Raw genomic sequence first — 20,050 nt, forward strand, 5'->3', positions numbered from 1 at the left:
CGGATACCGTCCTGTTACGTCAAAAAGGTTTCCCATGCTCAGGCTCACTTCAGCCCACGTTGCCGTTTGTCTCCTGCCGTTTGCCCTGGTGGCCTGCGGCGATATTTCAGCGAGTGACGATCCGCGCACAAAGCCACCGCTCGTCAGATCCGCCTCCGTAGAGCTAGCGAACAATAGCGCCCGCGCCTTCACGGGCGTGGTGGTCGCAAGAACGCAAAGCGATTTAGGCTTCAGAGTTCAGGGAAAAATCCTTGAGCGACTGGTCGATACGGGCCAGACCGTCAAACAGGGCCAGCCCCTGCTGCGCCTGGATCCGGTTGACCTGAAGTTACAGGCTCAGGCGCAGCAGCGCGCGGTAGATGCGGCCCAGGCGCGCGCGCGAAAAGCCACCAGCGATGAGGCGCGCTATCGTGGACTTGTGGCGTCCGGCGCGGTGTCTGCCTCGGAGTATGACCAGATCAAAGCGGCGGCCGATACGGCCAGGGCCGATCTCAGCGCCGCCCGGGCGCAGGCCAGCGTGGCGCAAAACGCCACGGGCTATGCCGTGCTGCTGGCGGATTCGGACGGCGTGGTCATGGAGACGCTCGCCGAGCCGGGTCAGGTCGTCAGCGCCGGACAGGTGGCGATCAGGCTCGCCAGAGCCGGGCAGCGTGAAGCGCTCGTCCAGCTTCCGGAAACCCTGCGCCCTGCCGTCGGCAGCGAAGCGCAGGCCACGCTGTATGGCAATGAAAAACATCCGGTCACCGCAACGCTGCGCCTGCTGTCTGATTCGGCCGATGCCGCGACCCGCACGTATGAAGCCCGCTACGTGCTGGATGGCCTGCTGGCGAACGCGCCGCTGGGGGCGACCGTCACGCTGAACGTTCAGGACAACAAAGCGGAAGGTCAGGTCATGCAGGTCCCGCTGGCTTCACTCTATGATGCAGGAAAAGGTCCCGGCGTCTGGCGTATTTCCGCCCAGCCGGCAAAAGTCGCATGGACGCCCGTCAGGGTGCTGAGCGTGGGTGAAGATGCGGCGCAGGTCACGGGCGGCGTGAATCCCGGTGAGAAGATTGTTGCGTTAGGCGCCCATCTTCTGCACGAAGGTGAGGTCGTCAGGCTTGCTAAGCAGCGCAATGCCGCCCTGGCGGAGAACACGCCATGAGCGGAAGCCGCTTTAACCTGTCGGCGCTGGCCGTCCGCGAACGTTCCGTCACGCTGTTTCTGATCGTTCTGGTCACGATTGCCGGAATTTACGCCTTCTTTGGGCTCGGGCGGGCGGAAGATCCGCCCTTCACGGTAAAGCAAATGACGGTGATAACCGTCTGGCCGGGCGCCACCGCGCAGGAGATCCAGGATCAGGTCGCCGAGCCGCTGGAAAAGCGCCTGCAGGAACTCAAATGGTATGACCGTACCGAAACCTATACCCGTCCCGGCATGGCGTTTATCACGTTGTCATTGCAGGACAAGACCCCGCCAGCCGAAGTGCAGGAGGAGTTCTATCAGGCGCGGAAGAAGCTTGGAGATGAATCTCAGCGTCTTCCGGCGGGCGTCATCGGCCCGATGATCAATGACGAATTCTCGGATGTCACCTTTGCCCTCTTTGCCCTGAAAGCGAAAGGCGAACCGCAGCGGCAGCTGGTACGCGATGCCGAAGGCCTGCGCCAGCAGCTCCTGCACGTTCCCGGCGTGAAGAAAGTGAACATTATCGGCGAACAGGCCGAGCGGATTTACATCTCCTTCTCCCATGACCGTCTGGCGACGATAGGGCTCTCACCCCAGGAAATTTTCAACGCCCTCAACAGCCAGAACGCGTTAGCCGCGGCGGGCTCCATTGAGACCCGAGGCGCGCAGATTTTTATCCGCCTGGACGGCGCGTTCGATGAACTGCAGAAAATCCGCGATACGCCTTTTATTGCTCAGGGCAAAACGCTCAAGCTGTCCGATGTGGCAACGGTTGAGCGAGGCTACGAAGATCCCCCGACGATGCTGATACGCAATCAGCATGAGCCCGCCCTTCTGCTGGGCATCGTGATGCGTGAAGGCTGGAACGGTCTGGCGCTGGGGAAAGCGCTGGATGCGGAAACGGCAAAAATAAATGATAGCCTGCCGCTTGGCATGTCCCTGACCAAAGTTACCGACCAGTCCGTGAATATTCGCTCGTCGGTCGATGAGTTCATGATCAAATTCTTCGTCGCCCTGCTTGTGGTCATGGTGGTGTGTTTTGTCAGCATGGGCTGGCGCGTGGGTGTTGTCGTTGCGGCGGCGGTACCGCTGACGCTGGCTGTCGTTTTCGTGGTGATGGAAGCCGCGGGGATAAACTTTGACCGCGTTACGCTGGGCTCCCTGATCCTCGCCCTCGGCCTGCTGGTTGATGATGCCATCATCGCCATCGAAATGATGGTAGTGAAAATGGAGGAAGGTTACGACAGAATCAAAGCCTCGGCCTTCGCCTGGAGCCATACCGCCGCGCCCATGCTGGCCGGTACCCTGGTGACGGCCATTGGCTTTATGCCGAATGGCTTTGCCCAGTCGACCGCAGGGGAATACACCAGCAATATGTTCTGGATCGTCGGCCTCGCCCTGATTGCCTCGTGGTTTGTCGCGGTGGTGTTCACGCCCTATCTTGGGGTGAAGATCCTGCCGGCGATCCCGAAAGTCGAAGGGGGTCATGCCGCCATCTATAACACGCCTCGCTATAACCGTTTTCGCCGGCTGCTGGCCCGCGTTATCGCCAGAAAATGGCGGGTGGCCGGGTTGGTGGTCGCCATTTTCATCCTGGCCGTGCTCGGCATGGGGCTGGTTAAAAAACAATTCTTCCCGACCTCCGATCGTCCGGAAGTGCTGGTTGAGGTGCAGATGCCCTACGGTACCTCGATTGAGCAAACCAGCGCCGCAACCGCAAAAATCGAAGCGTGGCTGGGCCAGCAGCCCGAAGCCAAAATTGTCACGGCCTATATTGGTCAGGGTTCACCCCGTTTTTATCTGGCGATGGCGCCAGAACTGCCCGACCCGTCTTTTGCGAAAATTGTGATCCTGACGGACAGCGAGACGTCACGCGAGGCGCTCAAGCTCCGGCTGAGAGAGGCTGTCGCCAACGGCCTTGCCCCCGAAGCGCGCGTCCGGGTAACGCAGCTGGTGTTTGGCCCGTACTCGCCCTTCCCGGTTGCCTGGCGCGTGTCGGGGCCGGATGTCGAACAGGTGCATGACATCGCTGACAGGGTGAAAGCCGTGCTCCAGGCGAGCCCGATGATGAGAACCGTCAACACCGACTGGGGGTCGCGCGTTCCCGTATTGCATTTCACCCTCGATCAAAACCGCCTGCAGGCGACCGGCTTAACCTCCAGTGCCGTTGCCGAGCAGCTTCAGTTTCTGCTCTCAGGCGTGCCCGTCACCTCCGTGCGGGAGGATATTCGCTCGGTGGAGGTGATTGGCCGTGCGGCGGGAGACATACGTCTCGATCCGGCAAAAATCGAGGGTTTCACCCTTGTCGGCAATGCGGGACAGCGCGTTCCGCTGTCTCAAATCGGCAAGATTGAGATCGGTATGGAAGATCCGATCCTTCGCCGCCGCGATCGCACCCCGACGATTACCGTGCGGGGCGATATCGCTAACCATCTTCAGCCACCGGATGTGTCGGTCGCCATCATGAAGCAGCTCAATCCGATTGTTGATGCGCTGCCGGCCGGATACCGAATAGACATGGCGGGTTCGATTGAGGAATCGGGCAAAGCCACGCAGGCCATGATTCCGCTGTTCCCTATCATGATTGCCCTGACGCTGCTGATCATCATTTTGCAGGTGCGCTCAATCTCGGCGATGGTGATGGTGTTCTTAACCGCGCCGCTGGGGCTGATTGGCGTGGTGCCCGTGCTGTTGATTTTCAATCAGCCGTTTGGCATCAACGCGCTGGTCGGCTTGATCGCCCTTTCCGGCATTCTGATGCGCAATACGCTGATCCTGATCGGTCAAATCGATCATAACCAGAAGCAGGGGCTCGAGCCGTTCCAGGCGGTGGTTGAAGCGACGGTCCAGCGCGCGCCCGGTCTTGCTGACCGCCATGGCCGCCGTGCTGGCGTTTATTCCCCTGACGCATTCGGTGTTCTGGGGCACGCTGGCCTACACGCTGATAGGCGGAACGCTGGGCGGGACGATCGTCACGCTCGTCTTCCTGCCCGCGATGTATGCGATCTGGTTCCGGATCCGCCCTGCGGAACAACGGGTGCAGCACCCTGCAGAAAACGTGTAAACTACCATGAGTAGATAATACTTCTGAGGAAAGCATGGTTGTTAAGCGCTTAAGAAAAGAGGACCGCCGCGTGCAGCTGCTGGAGGTTGCGCGCGGAATCGTTCGTCAACAAGGCACGGAGGCCCTAACTCTTGGCTACCTGGCCGAGCGGGCCAACGTGACCAAGCCTATCCCCTACGACCACTTTGGCGATCGTGAAGGGCTGCTGATGGCGCTGTACCGGGATTATAGCGACCGGCAGCTGGCGAAATTCCGCGAGACGCTGGCGGTCGACAGCAAAACGCTGGAGAAGACGATTCGCTTTTTCAGCGCCGCCTATATCGACTGCGCCATCAGTGCCGGGCCGGAGACCGGCCCAATCGCCGCGGCGCTGTCCGGATCCCACGCGCTGCAGACGTTTCGTGAGGCATGCGTGGCCGAATGCGCTGACTGCCTGCGTACCGCGCTTTACCCGTTCGTCGCGCTGAAAGGCGTTCAGGGAGAAGCGGTACTGACGGCCATCATTGGCGCGGCGGACGCGCTCAGCACCGCCGCGGGCAACGGCGTGCTCGCCCGGAACGTGGCGGAAAATACGCTCAGCGGCGCCATGACCGGCGTGCTGGAGACCTACGTGAATAGCACAAAATGATCGCTGGGGGCGGATTGACACCTAAGTTACCAATAGTAATATAGGCGTCAGTTCTCACCCATTCGAGGTCGCTATGTCTGCTACAAATGCCATTAATAACGCACTGATCGTGACGGCTCATCCTGTCGACAATTCGTTATCCCATTCGCTGGCAGCCCGTATTGCCGGAAAATTACGCGAGCAAGGTACGCAGGTTGAGATTGCCGATCTGCATGCTGAAGGGTTTAATCCGGCGATGACCCGCGCCGATCTCGATTTGTATCACGGCGATCCGAGCGCCCTTCCCGACGATATTCTGCGCGAGCAGCAGCGCGTCGAGCGAGCGGATATGCTGGTGTTTGTTTTCCCCGTGTACTGGTGGTCGGTTCCCGCGCTGTTGAAAGGCTGGTTCGATCGCGTATTAACCCTGAACTGGGCGTATAAGGTGGCCGACGACGGCCGGATTGTGGGCAGCTTACGCGACGTTCCCGTCCGCCTGATCGCCACCGGCGGCAGCGATCTCACCGGATTCGACAAACACGGCTATTCGACGGCGATTCAGACGCAGATAATCGAAGGCGTGTTTGGCTTCTGCGGGTTGAAGAACGTTAAGCTCGATATCCTTTACCAGGCAGACACGGCGACGCCTGAGCAGGTTGAGGATTTCCTGCGGGGGCTAGAGAGCCTTAAATAATCCCGGCTATCCAGTCACAGCAAAGGCGCGCCTCCTTCGCCAGAAGGAAGCGCGTGTCTCGTTATCACCTACCACCGTCAGGGGCGATCTTTTAATCCTGCTGGCTAACCGGAACTCTCTTTCCAGCGATTATTCAAAAAATAACGAGAAAAGGCCAATCGCCATCACTACGCTCATAATCACCTGAATCAGAATAATAAAAAAAGCGACCCCACCCAAGACTGTGATTTTTCGACGCAGAATGAAAGTAATGCCGGAAAGTACAGCACAGAACAGAATGGCTTTAAGGATATAGGAAAGCGGAACCATTGCCGGGTGACCGGTATGCACTCCAGCAAGCCCAATGAGACCCAGCAGAAAACCTCCGCAGAATCCCCATCCCCAGAAAGTCATCGGTAAGCTCATCTGCCCCGCGACTAATCTTTTCAACATACGCACATCCTTTTTGTGATTATTTTTATCAAAATTCACCGGTTTACAGGGTAAAACCCCCGTCACCCACCTGCGCCTGGGCGTACCATTTCATCAGCTCCGCGCAACCGGGCGCGTTCTCAGCCGGTGACCATTGGGCGGTATCGTGCTCCGGAACAGGCTGATAGCCGCCGTGTTTTACCTCGAAAATGACGCCGCCTTTATCCAGCGACAGCACGGCATGCCAGGTACCGGCATCCATCTCCAGCACTTTGCAGTCTTCACCTAACACCACGCGCTGGGTCACGTTACCGCCGTCATCAAAATTCAACACCAGAAAGCGACCGCTCAGAGCCGTCAGCAGTTCAAACGTGTGCGGGTGGCGATGAGGGCGAACATAGGTCCCAGGCTCCATCGCGATAGCCAGGCGCTGCACCGGGTCGCTCAGCTCGGGATGTAAATTGCGGTGCGCGCGTAAGCGAGGAGAATTGGCAGCCTGCTCGCTTTGTTGCTGCAGGTCACTGAACGTAATTTGTTTCATATACACCTTTGTGAATGGAGTCAGCGGACGGCACCCCTTTAGCCGCACGACGTTATACCATTCTGGACGGTCGATGAGCGATGGCATTTGTGAAACAAATCGCTGCAACGTGAGGATGCGCGCGATCGCCCCCAAAGCGCAACGTTGAGTAAAACTCACATTGATTCCCACTATTTATCGTTTTTAAAAAGTGACGCACCTGAAATACCATCCATTCACCCCTGGGATAGAAAAATAAATAATACTAAGCCTGTATGGAGCACCTATGACACTCGATGTTTTATTCCCTGTATTGAATATTATCTCGCCTCATAAATATAGCCCTGATGCAAATGTGCATGAGCTGATAACGTTACTTTCAGCAGAAAAGGAAAGCTCAGAAGCGCTATCGCCCTTCATCCATCGACTGCATCTTTTGGCTTTCGCCCAAAGCAATCCGGGTAACGCCGAAGAGTTGCTCTCAGCGCATTTACCAAAAGAGGATGGGATCCTTCCGCTGCTGGACTTTGCGGACTGGCCAAAGGTGCGTTACGCCGCGTCAGGCGAAGCTCAGACGCGTGAATCGCAGGAGTATTTCCGTGATATGACCTCGGCTGCCAATCTGTTACGCACTGCGCTGATCGACGCCGAGCGAGCAAAGGGAACGCCTGCGCTTTATATTCTGGATAAATTACTCAACCTGAACAGCGCCCTGCCGGAGCGATATAAAGATATGGCAAATATTCCCTACGCATAAATATGTTCTATATGCGGAATATCCTTCACTAAATATTCCGCTATTTACTAAACCCGCTTTTCGTTGTAATCAAGACAGACGATATCCAACGAAGGCAGCACCGGCGCATTAAGGTTAAGCCACGCCAGCAACTGTTCAATACTCTGTCTTCTGAGCGAATTTTTCGGCCAGACGAGGTAGTAGCCATCGCCGGTTGCGATAGCTTCCCTGAAGGGCAGCGCGAGCAGGCCGCTTTTCAGCGCGTCGAGCGTGAGGCGGAGGTCGGCCATCGCCACGCCGTGACCGTGCATGGCGGCCAGGCTTCCCTGCTCCAGGGTGTCGAACACTATTCCACGACTCACGTCGAGCCCGGGGAATGACCCGGTTCTTTTCAGCCATCGCTTCCAGTCCCGTCTGTCCGGAGAGGGATGGATAAGATCGCACTCTGGGAGCTGATGCCGGGCAGACTCAAGCAGCGACGGGGTACAAACCGGAATGAGCCATTCACTGAAGAGCAGCCGGCTTTCCGTAGACTCGCCGAAATAGCCATTACCGAGCAGGATCGCACAATCGTAGGGCTCACGGCTGAAGTCAACGGTGTCGAAGTCCATCCAGACGCTGGCAATTTCAATTTTTGGCTTCGCGTGGTTCTCGCGAAAGGATTTAAGCACATTCAGCAGCCACCGCATCGTCAGGGTGCTGGGGGCTTTGAGGCGCAGAAGGTGGTTTTCGCTTCTGAATGCGCGACAGGCCCACTCAATATTCGAGAAACTTTCGCTGAGCTGTCCGGCCAGAATACGTCCGGCATCACTGACCTCCACTCGCGGCCCCTGGCGTTTAAAGAGCTCACAGTCGAACCACTGTTCAAGCGTCCGGACATGCCTGCTGACCGCGCCCGGCGTGATATTCAGTGCTTCAGCCGCTTTGCTGAAGGAGTTCAGCCGCGCGGCAACTTCAAAAGCGCGCAGCGCATACAGTGGTGGTAAAGACATACATTCCCTTTCTGTGAGGTTTAGCTATGCAGTTTTTGTATTATCGGCACTCGGTGACTTGTCGCTCAGGTCCTCAGACGGGAACGTCATCAGCAGCTCCCTGAGCAGGGACTCAAGCTGCGCGCGCTGCGCGTCAGATAAGTTGCTCAGCAGCGCATTTTGCGTTTGTGTATGGACGATCAGCGCCTGTTCGATGCGCTCCTGCCCGTGCGGCGTCAGGCTTACGAGGGTGCTGCGCTTGTCATCCGGATCGGCAATTCGCCTGATAAGCCCAAGCTGTTCGAGATGGCTGAGCCGGTTCGTCATCGCCCCTGAGGTTACCAACAGCGATTTATAGAGCTGCGTGGGGGAAAGGCAGTACGGCTCACCGGCGCGACGCAGCGTGGCGAGCACGTCAAACTCGCCCTCGCGAAAGCCAAACTGCGCCATCGCCTGCGCCCATTCTTTTCCCAGATGCTTCATCAGCCGGAGCATTCGGCCAAAAATTTTCATCGACGAGGCGTCCAGCTCCGGCATGGCGCGGCTCCACTGGCCGACAACGAAGTCTACGTGATCTTGCATTTTCACCCCTGATGGCGTGCGAATTTATCCTGTTGTGCGGTACATCTTACGCAAAAACATATTTTATCTTAACGTTAAGATAAATGCTCGTGGCAATTTGTCCGGGCCATTCACAACCGAAAAGGACTCCATGTTGAAACGCACGTCGCCTTTACTCTTCGCCGTTATCGCTTTTATCGTCGGGCTGAACCTGCGCCCCATTCTGGCTTCTGTCGGACCGCTGTTTTCCGTGCTGCAGCGCGAAGCAGGGCTGACCGCTACGCAATTCAGCCTGCTAACCACCCTGCCGGTCGCGATGATGGGGCTTGCCGCCCTGTGTGGCCCCTGGCTTTTAGCCCGAGTCGGCGCCGTACGGGGAATTATGCTCGGGCTCTTTATCCTGCTTGCGGCCTGTTTGCTGCGCGGTTTTAGCGCCTCACCGGAGAGTCTTATGGGCACCGCGTTACTGGGCGGGGCCAGCATAGGCACGATCCAGGCGTTAATGCCTGCCCTGATAAAAAAGGAATATACGCAAACGGCCAGCACGGTGATGTCGCTTTTCAGCACGGGCATTATGGCCGGTGCGGCAGTCGCCGCCGCGAGCGCAGAGCCGTTGTTTTCATGGCTCACGCTGAAGCCCGCGCTGGCAATGTCCGGGCTGTTAGCGCTGCTGGCGCTGATACTGTGGTTAACGCTGGTTAAGCATCCTCAAGGGGAAAAAACAGCACGCGAAACCGTTACGCTCTCGTCCTCCCGGACAGCGTTACTGCTGCTCTTTTTCGGCGTGGGAACGGGAGCCTACACGCTGGTATTGGCCTGGCTGCCCCCGCTCTATATTCAGGCGGGATGGTCCGCACGCAGCAGCGGCTACATGCTGGCCTGGCTGACGTTAACCGAGGTTGTCGCCGGGTTTGCCGTCTCCGCGCTGATCGGTAAATTCCCCGATCGTCGCGTGCCGCTGATCGCCGTATTGCTGTTGCTGCTGGCAGGATTACTGTGTCTGGTCTTTGCGCCGGGTACGACGCCGGTATTATCCACGTTGCTGCTTGGTACCGGGATCGGCGCCCTCTTCCCGCTGTCGCTCATCGTCACGTTCGATCATGCGCGAACGCCCGCACAGGCCGGGAAGTTGCTGTCTAAAGTTCAGGGAGGCGGATACACGATCGCCGCGCTTATGCCGTTAATTGCGGGGATCGTTCGCGACAGTTCGGTCTCGCTGACCAGCGCATGGCTGATCATGAGTGCGGGAGTCGTGCTGCTGATCGTTATCGCGCTAAATTTTAAACCCGTCGTGGATCAGCAGGCACGGTGAACGCGATACCAGATTTGAGAGTCGTATTTCCGCCGATCGTAAGATAAATTCAGGGTGAATTTCACCTCATTCAGGAGTGGATATGTCGCAGACGTTACCGGAAATTGATGTCTTGTTCGTCGCCGGGTTCGGGCCCATTTCGCGGGATACGGAGTCCAGCAGCGCGTTTTATGTTCAGACACTCGGCCTTCCGCTGAAGCCGATGGAGGGAAACACCGATTATCTGCTCACTGAGGAGGGCCAGCTGGAAGGCGTGAAGCATTTCGCCGTCTGGCCGCTCGCACAGGCGGCTGCATCCTGTTTTGGAGAGGAACAGTGGCCAGTTGAGCACCCGATACCGCAGGGATGGGTTGAGTACGAGGTACAGGATTTGGACTCGGCTACACGCGTTCTGAGCGAAAAAGGCTATCGGATGCTGGTGGCTAACCGTTTGGAACCGTGGGGGCAAACCGTCACTCGCCTGCTCAGCCCGGAAGGCTTGCTTACCGGGCTGACGATTACGCCGTGGCTGCGGGGATAAATGGGTTATTGGAAAGCAGCATTGTAGTGGGAAACGCCTGCTTTGAGCGAACAGTGGGCGCACCCTTATGCTATTTTCACCAACGGTGTGACTCTATTTCTGGGTACTTCAGCCGGCACTGCGGGCAAGCTCATCTATTTTTGTGCCAAAAACCCGATGATAGTTAACACTCTTGATAACCTGAGCACCGAAAGACTCATAAAACTTTTGCGCCAGTGGGTCTGCTGCCACAGATAACCAATCGAGCTGTAAACATCCCCGATCTTGAGCCCGGCTGGCTATAAAACTCATCAGCTTTCTACCCACTCCAGCCCTCCTGAAAGGTGCTGAAACAAAAAGCTCTTTGATAAACATTTGCCCGCTGAAACGTGGTGAAGGGTACATCACTGAGACACATGAAAACGCAGCTATTACTCCTTCACAAACCACTTTGTGAACTTCAGTATGAGAGTCGACTGCAAGGACCTTATCCCTCAGATATGCGGTCATGTCACTCCTGGACAAGCAAACATCCTGGTTATAATAGTTTTCCATCTCGATAAAAATATCAACCAAATCAGGATATTCGTCTGGTTTGCAGATGGTGATGTTCACGCATATCTCCTTAAGCAAATAGTACCAATTTAAATTAACACAAAAGCAATAAAGCTATATCAATAAAGGTTACTACCGCAAATTGTTAAATAACGCAGTTGTTTCATAGTTCCTGAAGCAGTTTTGAGCTCGGAGCGGACACTCAGTACATAAGTGAAAAAATTGCTGATTTTGCATTCAGGCCCTGTTAAGTTGAATGACGATGAAAACACACTCAGTCCTAACCTATTCAATGATTATTATCACCTGTCTGACTCAGGTGGGATAACGTTCGCCATTTTCCCGCCGGTAAGGCGGGCCTTACCGGTAACAATCCAGTGAGGTAAAGAATGGACACAAATGCAGTAGCGACGCCTGAAAAACCTGTCTTGCACTTGTTATGTGGAAAAATTGCATTAGGAAAATCCACATTGTCAGCAAAATTAGGATCATCACCTGGGACTGTAATTGTCAGCGAGGATCGCTGGCTGGCTGCCCTCTTTACCAATGAAATGCAATCCATATCTGATTATGTGCAGTATTCATTAAGACTAAGAAATGCCATGAAGCCTCATCTGGTGTCACTACTCAAAGCTGGTTTATCAGTAGTTCTTGATTTCCCGGCAAACACACAAACAAATCGTGAATGGATGATGAGCATTATTAAAGAGTCAGGTGCCAGTAATCAGCTGCACTATCTGAAAGTTTCTGATGAAGTATGTAAATCACGCTTGCGCGCCCGTAATGCAGAAGGCGTGCATGAATTTTCTGCCTCAGATCAACAATTTGACATCATAACGCGCTATTTCGAAGAGCCAACGGCTGATGAAGGGTTTGATATTACCGAATACAGCTAAATTTACCTTCCTGCACAAAAGCCGCCAGTTGGCGGCTTCATTATTTTCCATCTCATACGGTTATAAACGGTACTACAGCGAACTAAAAGTCCGCTCCTGGCACAAAGCGGACATCGGGTATTCCGGAAGTGCCCGACTCATGGTTAATTCCATTCACCAAAACTCTCACCTCCCCAAAGCCTCCACAATCGCCCTCTCCATTTTCTCTGGCGTGGTCATCGGTGCAAAACGCTTGAGTGGTTTACCGTCGCGGCCGATCAGAAACTTAGTAAAGTTCCACTTGATCCGCCCTCCCAGCACGCCGGGCAATTCGTTTTTCAGATAACGAAACAGCGGGTGCGCTGCGTTACCGTTAACTTCTACCTTCTCAAACATCGGGAAGCTCACGCCGTAGTTGATGTGACAGGTTTTCGAGATTTCGTCGGCGCCGCCGGGTTCCTGTTTACCGAACTGGTTGCAGGGGAAGCCCAGCACCACTAGTCCTTGATCGGCATATTTCTTGTATAGCGCTTCAAGGCCCGCATATTGCGGCGTAAAGCCACACTGGCTGGCGGTATTGACGACCAAAACCACCTTTCCCGCATAGTCGGCCATTGAGATAAGGCGGCCATCCAGGCGGGTGGCGGTAAGTTGATAAAAGCGAGTCATACTGAAATCCCTCAAGGCTGGCCGAAAAATTCACGGTGACCATCAACAGGGCCGCCGCCGTTTAGAAAGTTTACATTCAGGCAGGCTATTTGTGATACATTCCTGGCGCGCCAATGACCCCCACACTCGCTATCAGGTATGCAGAACATAACAAAAAAAATTCGCTGGCTTCTGCTTACTCTCCCACTCCTCAGCGGCTGTGGCACGCTTTCACAGATGTCCTCCCCGGAAGGTACTCAGGAACTTCTCACCCATGATTCGCTGGATGGCGACGTTGACAGCGTGGTGCGTCACTATATGGCGCAAAAATCCGTTCCCGGGATGACGGTCGCGGTGATCCATAATCACGGCTCGCCGCAGTTTTACACCTGGGGCGTAACCGATGCGGTCAATCGCTATCCGGTCAGGCCCGACACCCTGTTTGCGCTCGGCTCGCTCAGCAAAGGGATCACGGCAGAAGTGGTGGCTTGTCTGGTCAATGAAGGGCAACTGAACTGGTACGATAACCTGGCGACATTGCTTCCGCCGGGGACGCCGCTTAGCGCGGATGCACAAAAAATCACCCTGCTCGAACTGGTAACCCACACCTCCGGCCTGCCGCGTCAGAATATGGATGTTCCGATGCTTGGAAAATTTATCGGCTATTTAAGCACGGGCGAAAATTTCTATAGCGAGCTGGACAGCGATAACGTGCTGCGCTACCTCGCCGACTGGCGGGCGCCAAAGAATAAAGTGCCGCAATATTCCAATACCGGCTACGCCCTGATCGGCTATATCCTGAAGCACAAAACCGGCGAAGATATCCAGAGTTTAGCCTCGCGCTATATTTTCCGTCCGCTGCAAATGGCTAACAGCAGCTTTATTCCCCAGCAGCTCAAAGGCTACCCGCAGCGTGCGCTCGGCCACGCGGGCGATCAGCCTAAATTTATCCCGCGCGGGCAGCTCACCCCGGACTGGCATTTTTCCAACAACATGGTGGCGGCAGCGAGCTTGTACAGCAACGCCGAAGATCTGGCGGCCTATGCCCGCTATCACGTCTCGACGACCCACAGTCCCCTGCTGGACAATGTCTTTGCCGAAGTGAGAAATACCGATATTCAACGTCCCGACGGGGTACAGGGTATTGCCTGGACCACGGACTTTATCGGCCTGGAAAAAATCACCTATCAGGTCGGCTATATCGGCGGCTACTCCAGCTTTATCGGCTATGACAAAGAAAAAGGCAATGCGGTGGTGGTGCTGCAAAATACCTTTAACTGGAGTAATTACATCGGCATCGCGCTGTTGATGGATATGGCGAAAAAAGACGGTCTGAGCCCTACACCGCCGACTTCGGCCTTAAGTTCTCATCAAACGCCAGCCGTTTCCGGTCAGGCTCAACGTCTCGCAGCGGCTCCACCTGGTGCATAGTTAGCTTGCAGCGCTCCACCAGCACCTGATACTCCCGCGTGCCCTGCTGCTTCCACGCCAGCTCCTGTTCGCTGAGTTCGCGAATCGCTTTGGCCGGGCTGCCGATGATCAAATGGTTAGCGGGCATCTCCGCTTTCGCCTTCACGAACGCCGCCGCGCCGACGATGCTGTTTTCACCGATGACCGCCCCGTCCATCACCACCGCGTTCATGCCCACCAGCGCATTACGGCGGATCACGCAGCCGTGGAGAATGGCGCTGTGGCCGATATGCCCGTCCTCTTCCACCACCGTGTCCTGCTCCGGAAAGCCGTGCATTACGCAGTTATCCTGAATGTTGGCGCCGTCTTTCACCACGATACGGCCAAAATCACCGCGCAGGCTGGCGTTAGGACCGACGTAAACGCCTTTGCCCAGAATCACGTCGCCAATCAGCACCGCCGTCGGGTGAACATAGCTCTCGTCCGGCACGACCGGCGTCAGACCGTCAATTTGATAAACTGGCATCTTCGCTCCTTATGCGCTTGTAAGACCACCAAAGCGTTGATAGTAGAGCGTGCCGGGCACGGGCAGTTCGCCCACGGAGGTTTCGCCCTTCTCGCTGACAAACGCCAGCGCCCCCGGCGCGACACGCTGATAGATGTTAATGCAGAGCTGTCGGGCGCTTTGCCCCGCCCAGTGCGCGGGCAGCAACTCTTCCGGCAGCAGCGGATCTTTCAGCACCACGCGACGATAAAAGTGAATCAGCAGCAGCTGGATCTGGAAACAGCGTTCCGGCGTCAGCTCCTCCGGCGCGGCCTCTTTCAACAGCGGCAGCAGCGGGCGGAATGAATCGATGAACGTCTCGTACATCGCGTTTTGCTCGGTTAGCTGCCAGCACTCCTCCACCCGCGAACGCAGCGCGGCGCGGGAAAGCGCCAGCGGCGAGTGGGCTTCAAAGAAAATCACGTTTTCCGCCACGCCGGCATCGTGAAGCAGGGACTGCACGTCCGCCAGATGCTGCGACGGCGAGGCCATCAGGCTCGGCGCCAGCGTGCCAAACCCCTGCCAGATCAGCTGTTTTTTGACGTCGGCAAGGGTGGTTTTATCCAGACCTTCGGAGAGCAGCAACAGCCATTTGCCGTCCCATGCGGGCAGTTCCGCACGGTAAATCTTATTCTCCGCGCGACGCGTCAGGCGAAGCCCCTTATCGCTCAGGCGGTAAAAGCTGCGACGTCCGATGCGGGAAACGTCCAGCCAGCCCTCTTTGTTGAGGCGAAACAGCGCGGTGCGCACGAAGCGCTCGCCAAACCCCATGCCTTCCAGCAGGGCGGCCAGGCTACCGAGCCAAATCTCACCGCCGCGATGGGAAAGCGCGTCACCGTATAACGAGGAGATAAGCGAGGTCCCGCTGACGGGAACGGAGCTGACCGCGTGCTGGATAAAGGCGTCGAGTTTATTCATGTGATTCATTCTGTTGTTATTTTTGTCCTGGATGAATCATAGCATAGGATTCTGGGATAGCCCCTCACCCTAACCCTCTCCCAAAGGGAGAGGGAACTTTTACACCCTCTCCTTTTGGGAGAAGGAACTGTTTACACCCTCTCCCTTTGGGAGAGGGCCGGGGTGAGGGAAAACTTAGCCGTTGGCCGCAGCTTTACGCAAGTCAAACACCCGGCAGGCTTTGCCCTCCGAGCGCGGGATGCTGCCGCAGTTAACAATCATTACGTCGGTGGAAATCCCCACCATCGACTTAATGCGGTGGCGAAGCTGGTGGCACACCTGGCAACGCTGCTCATGGGTCAGCGTGAGGCTACTCTCTTTCAGCTCGACCTTCACGGAAAGTGAATCAAGATGCCCGCGACGGTTCACCTCCAGCTGATAGTGCGGAGAAAGGTGTTCGAACTTGACGATCTCCTCTTCCAGCTGCGACGGGAAGACGTTGACGCCGCGGATGATCAGCATATCGTCACTGCGCCCGCTGATGCGGTCCATGCGGCGCATGCTGCGCGCGGTGGCCGGGAGCAGGCGCGTCAGGTCGCGGGTGCGGTAGCGGATCACCGGCAGCGCCTCTTTGGTCAGCGTGGTGAACAGCAGTTCGCCCTGCTGCCCGTCATCCAGCGGCGTGCCGTCGTTCGGGTTGACGATCTCCGGGTAGAAGTGATCTTCCCAGATGGTCGGGCCGTCGACGGTTTCGATACACTCCATCGCCACGCCCGGCCCCATCACCTCGGAGAGGCCATAAATGTCCAGCGCCGTAATGCCCAGGCGTTTTTCAATTTCGCGCCGCATGGCCTGCGTCCACGGCTCGGCGCCGAAGACGCCCACGCGCAGGGAACAGCCGCTGGCATCGCCGCCCATCTGGCGCTCCAGTTCCTCAATCAGGTTGAGGCAGTAGGACGGCGTCACCATGATCATATCCGGCTGGAAATCACGGATCAGCTGCGCCTGTTTCTCCGTCTGGCCGCCGGACATTGGGATCACCGTCGCGCCTAAACGCTCGGCGCCATAGTGCGCCCCCAGCCCGCCGGTAAACAGGCCGTAGCCATACGCCACGTGAATTTTGTCCTTCGCGCTGCCGCCCGCGGCGCGCAGGGAGCGGGCCACCAGATTGGCCCAGTTGTCGATGTCGCCCTGCGTATAGCCGACAACGGTCGGTTTGCCGGTGGTGCCGGATGAGGCGTGAATACGCACCACCTGCTCCATCGGCACGGCAAAGGTATCGAACGGATAGTTATCCCGCAGGTCCTGCTTGGTGGTGCACGGGAATTTGCGGATATCCGCCAGCTCGTTGAAATCGTCAGGGTGAACGCCCGCCGCGTCAAACTTGCGTTTGTACATCGGCACGTTGTTGTAGGCGTGATGCAGCGTCCATTTCAGACGCTCGGTCTGCAGCGCCTGTAGCTCGTCAAGGGAGGCCGTTTCAATCGGATCAAGCTTTGTTGTATTTGTCATTGTAGGGTACTCACATTGTTTTTATGCTCAAACACGCTCAAGGATCATGGCAATGCCCTGACCCACACCGATGCACATCGTACACAGCGCGTAGCGCCCGCCGCGTCGGTGCAGTTCGTTGCTCGCGGCCAGCGCCAGTCTGGCACCGCTCATGCCCAGCGGGTGGCCCAGCGCAATCGCGCCACCGTTCGGGTTGACGTGCGCGGCATCATCCGGCAGGCCTAACTGACGCAGCACGCCCAGCGCCTGCGAGGCGAAAGCTTCGTTAAGCTCGACAACGTCCATATCGTTAATGCTGAGTCCGGCGCGTTCCAGCACCTTGCGGGTCGCAGGGACCGGGCCGAGCCCCATCAGACGAGGCTCCACGCCCGCCGTCGCCATCGCCACGATCCGCGTGCGCGGGACCAATCCCTGCGCCAGCGCCATCTTCTCGCTGGCGACGATCAGCGCCGCAGCGCCGTCGTTGACGCCGGAGGCATTCCCCGCCGTAACCACCCCGTTCTTACGAAACGGCGTTTTTAGCCCGGCGAGCTGTTCGAGCGTGGTGTCCGCGCGCGGATGTTCATCCACGCAGAACTCAGTGACCGCCCCTTTTTTGCCCGGCACCGGTACCGGCACGATCTCCTGCGCCAGAATGCCGTTCTGCTGCGCCTGCGCGGTACGCTGCTGGCTGCGCAGCGCGAACGCGTCCTGATCGGCACGGCTGATATTTAACAATTCAGCTACATTCTCTGCCGTTTCCGGCATACTGTCAGTTCCGAATTGCTGATGCATGAGCGGATTCACAAATCGCCAGCCGATGGTGGTATCAAAGATTTCCGCCTGACGCTGAAACGCGGCGGTGGCTTTGCCCATCACAAACGGCGCGCGCGACATCGACTCCACGCCGCCCGCAATCAGCAGCTCGCCATCGCCCGCCTTAATGGCGCGGGCAGCAAACCCAATCGCGTCCAGACCCGACCCGCACAGGCGGTTGATGGTGGTTCCGGAAACCGTCTGCGGCAGCCCGGCCAGCAGGGACGACATGCGCGCCACGTTGCGGTTATCTTCCCCCGCCTGGTTGGCGCAGCCGAAAATCACATCGTCGATCCGCCCGAGGTCGAGCTGGGGATAGCGGGCCAGCAGCGCGCGCAGCGGCACGGCACCGAGATCGTCGGTCCGGACTGCGGCAAGCGCGCCGCCGTAGCGACCCACCGGGGTTCGAACGCCATCACAAATAAATGCGTCACGCATCAGGCCTCTCCTGTCACGCTGCCGCCGATGCGGTGAGATTTCCCGCGAAAAAGGGCGACGGTTTTCTGTTGTTGGTTCTGGATTTCAATGTCGTACACGCCGGTCAGCTTGCCCTGATGCATCACCCGCGCGGTGGCGGTGAGCGTGTCCCCGGCAAAGCCCGGACGCAGAAAATCAATCGAGCAGCCTGAAGCTACCGCCGCCAGCCCCTGGCTGTTGCAGGCGTAGGCAAAGGCGGTGTCTGCCAGCGAAAAAAGCTGTCCGCCGTGGCAGGTTTGGTGGCCGTTAAGCATCTGCGGGGTGATGGTCATGGTCACCACCGCGTAGCCCTCGTCCATGGCGACAATGTCCATCCCCATCGCCTGCGCGCAGGCGTCCCGTTCGTACATCGCGCGGGCGTTATGCCAGGCGTTATGACTCATAGCTACTCTCCAGAAGCGCGCGCTGGCGCAGCAGTGAACAGGGGCGGTAGCGCTCTTCGCCGTAATGACGCTGCAGGTTCTCCAGCAGCGTCAGCAGGCGCTGCCAGCCCAGACGCTCGCCCCAGGAGATCGGGCCGCTCGGGTAGTTCACGCCCAGGCGCATGGCGGTATCGATGTCCTTCTCGCTGGCGACCCCTTTTTGCAGGGCATCCAGCGCTTCGTTGGCAATCATCGCCAGCGTGCGCCAGACCAGCAGGCCGGGATAATCGGCAATTTGCACCACCCGGTTACCCTGCTGCTGCAGGTAGCGGATGGCCTTTTGCGTCGCGGTGTGCGGGTTGCTGGCGGCCGACGCAATCACCGCCACGTCGCGCTCAATGCGGTCCACCACTACCACCGGGCCGTTGAGCCGCAGCGCCAGCGCCTGAGCGGTTTCGCCCTGCGTTTCGATCAGGTACACATCATCAATTTCGGTGACACCGTCACGTCTTCTTTCCACGCGCATCGGGCTGTAGCTGTCGTTCACGGCCGGCATCCACTGCACGGCGGGTTTGTCACCCTGCCAGTCGTAGACGCCCTTCCCGCTCTTTTTGCCCAGCCTTCCCGCCAGCACCAGCTCCTGCTGGACCAGAGAAGGCAGAAAACGACGCTCCTGCCAGAAGGCGTTAAATACCGAGCAGGTCACCGCAAAATTCACGTCCTGACCAATCATGTCGGTCAGCTCCAGCGGCCCCATCGGGAAACCGCCGCCGTCGCGCAGGGCGGCATCAATCACCTCCGGCGGCGCGACCTGTTCTTCCAGCGCGCGCCAGGCTTCGGAATAAAACGGACGCGCGACGCGGTTGACGATGAACCCCGGCGTTGACTGGCAGCGAACGGGCTGTTTGCCCCAGTTCAGCGCCAGCTCGCACAGCGCGTCGGCCACTTCCGGAGAGGTTGCCAGCCCGCTGACCACCTCCACCAGCTTCATCACCGGCGCCGGGTTGAAGAAGTGCAGTCCGGCGACCCGCTCCGGGTGGTGGACGTCCGCCGCAATCGCCGTAACGGAGATGGATGAGGTATTGCTGGTCAGCACCGTTTGCGGCGGGCAGATCTCAGCCAACTGAGCAAACAGCGCCTTTTTCACCTCCAGACGCTCGGAGGCCGCTTCTATAATCAGATCGGCCGCGGCGAGCGCCTCGATATCGGTGACCGGAAGCAGCCGGGCGAGGATCTGGCTCCCGGCATCGGCGGAGAGTTTTCCGCGCGTCACCCGGGAGGCCAGACGCTGGCGGATCCCGTCGATGGCCCGCGATATCGCGTCGCTGGAGATGTCGTAGATCAGCACCTGATGCCCATGGCTGGCCGCGACTTCGGCAATCCCTGCGCCCATCGTGCCGCTGCCAATCACGGCGACAGTCCGTATGTTCAGCATC

20 protein-coding genes and 1 pseudogene are annotated in these 20,050 nt (G+C 57.7%); 9 read left to right on the forward strand and 12 right to left on the reverse strand.

The window, feature by feature from the left end; translation table 11 throughout:
- Positions 1–34: 34 nt before the first annotated feature.
- The 4 genes and pseudogenes from HCH49_RS06280 (at position 35) to HCH49_RS06295 (ending at position 5,529) form a co-directional block, all read left to right on the forward strand.
- Complete coding sequence (locus HCH49_RS06280; protein ID WP_221702401.1) at positions 35–1,144, forward strand: efflux RND transporter periplasmic adaptor subunit; 1,110 nt, start codon at positions 35–37, stop codon at positions 1,142–1,144.
- Positions 1,141–4,228, forward strand: a pseudogene (locus HCH49_RS06285) (efflux RND transporter permease subunit). The gene HCH49_RS06280 and the pseudogene HCH49_RS06285 overlap by 4 nt, the downstream one beginning before the upstream one ends.
- 34 nt (positions 4,229–4,262) lie before the next feature.
- On the forward strand, positions 4,263–4,856 hold the full coding sequence (locus HCH49_RS06290) for a TetR/AcrR family transcriptional regulator (RefSeq protein ID WP_221702402.1): 594 nt from the start codon (positions 4,263–4,265) through the stop codon (positions 4,854–4,856).
- Positions 4,857–4,929: 73 nt separating this feature from the next.
- Positions 4,930–5,529 (forward strand): NAD(P)H-dependent oxidoreductase, encoded by a 600-nt coding sequence (locus HCH49_RS06295; protein WP_087822513.1) that lies wholly within the window; start codon positions 4,930–4,932, stop codon positions 5,527–5,529.
- A gap of 129 nt (positions 5,530–5,658) precedes the next feature.
- Here HCH49_RS06295 and HCH49_RS06300 read toward each other — a convergent pair whose 3' ends face one another.
- Both HCH49_RS06300 and HCH49_RS06305 read right to left on the reverse strand, forming a co-directional pair.
- A complete protein-coding gene (locus tag HCH49_RS06300) occupies positions 5,659–5,961 on the reverse strand; it encodes a hypothetical protein (protein ID WP_048980816.1) in 303 nt (100 codons plus the stop codon).
- A 43-nt stretch (positions 5,962–6,004) separates the two neighbouring features.
- Positions 6,005–6,481: a WbuC family cupin fold metalloprotein gene (locus tag HCH49_RS06305; protein ID WP_033145441.1), complete on the reverse strand. Its 477-nt coding sequence runs from the start codon at positions 6,479–6,481 to the stop codon at positions 6,005–6,007.
- A 265-nt stretch (positions 6,482–6,746) separates the two neighbouring features.
- Between HCH49_RS06305 and HCH49_RS06310 the strand changes: the two genes are divergently transcribed.
- Entirely contained in the window at positions 6,747–7,217 is a 471-nt protein-coding gene (locus HCH49_RS06310) for a hypothetical protein (RefSeq protein ID WP_221702404.1), read from the forward strand.
- Positions 7,218–7,264: 47 nt separating this feature from the next.
- Here HCH49_RS06310 and HCH49_RS06315 read toward each other — a convergent pair whose 3' ends face one another.
- Both HCH49_RS06315 and HCH49_RS06320 read right to left on the reverse strand, forming a co-directional pair.
- Complete coding sequence (locus HCH49_RS06315) at positions 7,265–8,188, reverse strand: LysR substrate-binding domain-containing protein (protein WP_039262603.1); 924 nt, start codon at positions 8,186–8,188, stop codon at positions 7,265–7,267.
- Between the two features lie 24 nt (positions 8,189–8,212).
- Positions 8,213–8,749 (reverse strand): MarR family winged helix-turn-helix transcriptional regulator, encoded by a 537-nt coding sequence (locus HCH49_RS06320; RefSeq protein WP_033145438.1) that lies wholly within the window; start codon positions 8,747–8,749, stop codon positions 8,213–8,215.
- Positions 8,750–8,879: 130 nt separating this feature from the next.
- Here HCH49_RS06320 and HCH49_RS06325 point away from each other — a divergent pair, with 130 nt between their 5' ends.
- Both HCH49_RS06325 and HCH49_RS06330 read left to right on the forward strand, forming a co-directional pair.
- On the forward strand, positions 8,880–10,040 hold the full coding sequence (locus tag HCH49_RS06325) for an MFS transporter (protein ID WP_221702406.1): 1,161 nt from the start codon (positions 8,880–8,882) through the stop codon (positions 10,038–10,040).
- Between the two features lie 82 nt (positions 10,041–10,122).
- On the forward strand, positions 10,123–10,560 hold the full coding sequence (locus HCH49_RS06330; protein WP_221702407.1) for a VOC family protein: 438 nt from the start codon (positions 10,123–10,125) through the stop codon (positions 10,558–10,560).
- Positions 10,561–10,668: 108 nt separating this feature from the next.
- Here the strand turns inward: HCH49_RS06330 and HCH49_RS06335 are convergent, their stop codons facing one another.
- The gene (locus HCH49_RS06335) at positions 10,669–11,154 is read right to left on the reverse strand and encodes an N-acetyltransferase (RefSeq protein ID WP_167819424.1); all 486 of its coding nucleotides are present in this window, start codon (positions 11,152–11,154) and stop codon (positions 10,669–10,671) included.
- Between the two features lie 329 nt (positions 11,155–11,483).
- On the opposite strand from HCH49_RS06335, the gene HCH49_RS06340 reads away from it, so the two are divergent.
- Positions 11,484–11,990 carry an ATP-binding protein gene (locus tag HCH49_RS06340; protein WP_221702408.1) on the forward strand — a complete coding sequence of 169 codons (507 nt, stop codon included), beginning with the start codon at positions 11,484–11,486 and terminating at the stop codon, positions 11,988–11,990.
- A gap of 165 nt (positions 11,991–12,155) precedes the next feature.
- On the opposite strand, the gene HCH49_RS06345 is transcribed toward HCH49_RS06340, so the two are convergent.
- Positions 12,156–12,638, reverse strand: coding sequence for a glutathione peroxidase (locus HCH49_RS06345; RefSeq protein ID WP_221702410.1), 483 nt, complete (start codon positions 12,636–12,638; stop codon positions 12,156–12,158).
- A gap of 138 nt (positions 12,639–12,776) precedes the next feature.
- Here HCH49_RS06345 and HCH49_RS06350 point away from each other — a divergent pair, with 138 nt between their 5' ends.
- On the forward strand, positions 12,777–14,048 hold the full coding sequence (locus HCH49_RS06350; protein ID WP_064672432.1) for a serine hydrolase domain-containing protein: 1,272 nt from the start codon (positions 12,777–12,779) through the stop codon (positions 14,046–14,048).
- Here the strand turns inward: HCH49_RS06350 and paaY are convergent.
- From paaY to paaH, 6 genes are all read right to left on the reverse strand, one after another.
- Positions 13,957–14,553: a phenylacetic acid degradation protein PaaY gene (paaY, locus tag HCH49_RS06355; RefSeq protein ID WP_045888537.1), complete on the reverse strand. Its 597-nt coding sequence runs from the start codon at positions 14,551–14,553 to the stop codon at positions 13,957–13,959. The genes HCH49_RS06350 and paaY overlap by 92 nt on opposite strands.
- Positions 14,554–14,562: 9 nt before the next feature.
- A complete protein-coding gene (gene paaX / locus HCH49_RS06360) occupies positions 14,563–15,498 on the reverse strand; it encodes a phenylacetic acid degradation operon negative regulatory protein PaaX (RefSeq protein WP_033145431.1) in 936 nt (311 codons plus the stop codon).
- 165 nt (positions 15,499–15,663) lie between these two features.
- The gene (gene paaK, locus HCH49_RS06365) at positions 15,664–16,980 is read right to left on the reverse strand and encodes a phenylacetate--CoA ligase PaaK (protein WP_045888536.1); all 1,317 of its coding nucleotides are present in this window, start codon (positions 16,978–16,980) and stop codon (positions 15,664–15,666) included.
- A gap of 27 nt (positions 16,981–17,007) precedes the next feature.
- The gene (gene pcaF / locus HCH49_RS06370) at positions 17,008–18,213 is read right to left on the reverse strand and encodes a 3-oxoadipyl-CoA thiolase (protein ID WP_221702411.1); all 1,206 of its coding nucleotides are present in this window, start codon (positions 18,211–18,213) and stop codon (positions 17,008–17,010) included.
- Positions 18,213–18,635 (reverse strand): hydroxyphenylacetyl-CoA thioesterase PaaI, encoded by a 423-nt coding sequence (paaI, locus tag HCH49_RS06375; protein WP_039262613.1) that lies wholly within the window; start codon positions 18,633–18,635, stop codon positions 18,213–18,215. Before paaI ends, pcaF begins: the two co-directional genes overlap by 1 nt.
- Positions 18,625–20,049, reverse strand: coding sequence for a 3-hydroxyacyl-CoA dehydrogenase PaaH (gene paaH, locus HCH49_RS06380; protein ID WP_221702412.1), 1,425 nt, complete (start codon positions 20,047–20,049; stop codon positions 18,625–18,627). Before paaH ends, paaI begins: the two co-directional genes overlap by 11 nt.
- Between the last annotated feature and the right edge of the window lies 1 nt (position 20,050).

The sequence above is a fragment of the Enterobacter sp. Y17 genome, assembly GCF_019730495.1.
GTDB lineage: Bacteria > Pseudomonadota > Gammaproteobacteria > Enterobacterales > Enterobacteriaceae > Enterobacter > Enterobacter asburiae_B.